At 38.5% G+C, this 260-nt stretch carries 1 protein-coding gene; it reads right to left on the reverse strand.

Translation table 11 applies throughout. The features are described 5' to 3' along the window. The coding region (locus tag ACEO2X_RS14535; RefSeq protein ID WP_371972210.1) for a transposase at positions 1-260 on the reverse strand (260 nt) is incomplete at both ends.

Genomic DNA, 260 nt, shown 5'->3' on the forward strand with positions numbered 1-260 from the left:
ACAATAATCAATGCATTTTCATTCACAAGCTTGGTGCTTGCTTTATGCAAATGATCTTTTCGACTATTTGCAATCTTGGCGTGTAATGCACGAACACGCTTCTTATTCCTGGCTCTCTGAGCAATACCTAATGTCTGCTCATATTTTCGATAGAATTTTGGATTTGAAATTACAGTGCCATCAGAACAGGTGGCAATATCTTTTAAGCCTAGATCAATACCAATCGCTTTGGTTGCTGTCGATTTATCTTGCTTAGGCGA

The sequence above is a fragment of the Acinetobacter sp. AL9 genome (assembly GCF_041464035.1).
Taxonomy (GTDB): Bacteria; Pseudomonadota; Gammaproteobacteria; order Pseudomonadales; family Moraxellaceae; genus Acinetobacter; species Acinetobacter towneri.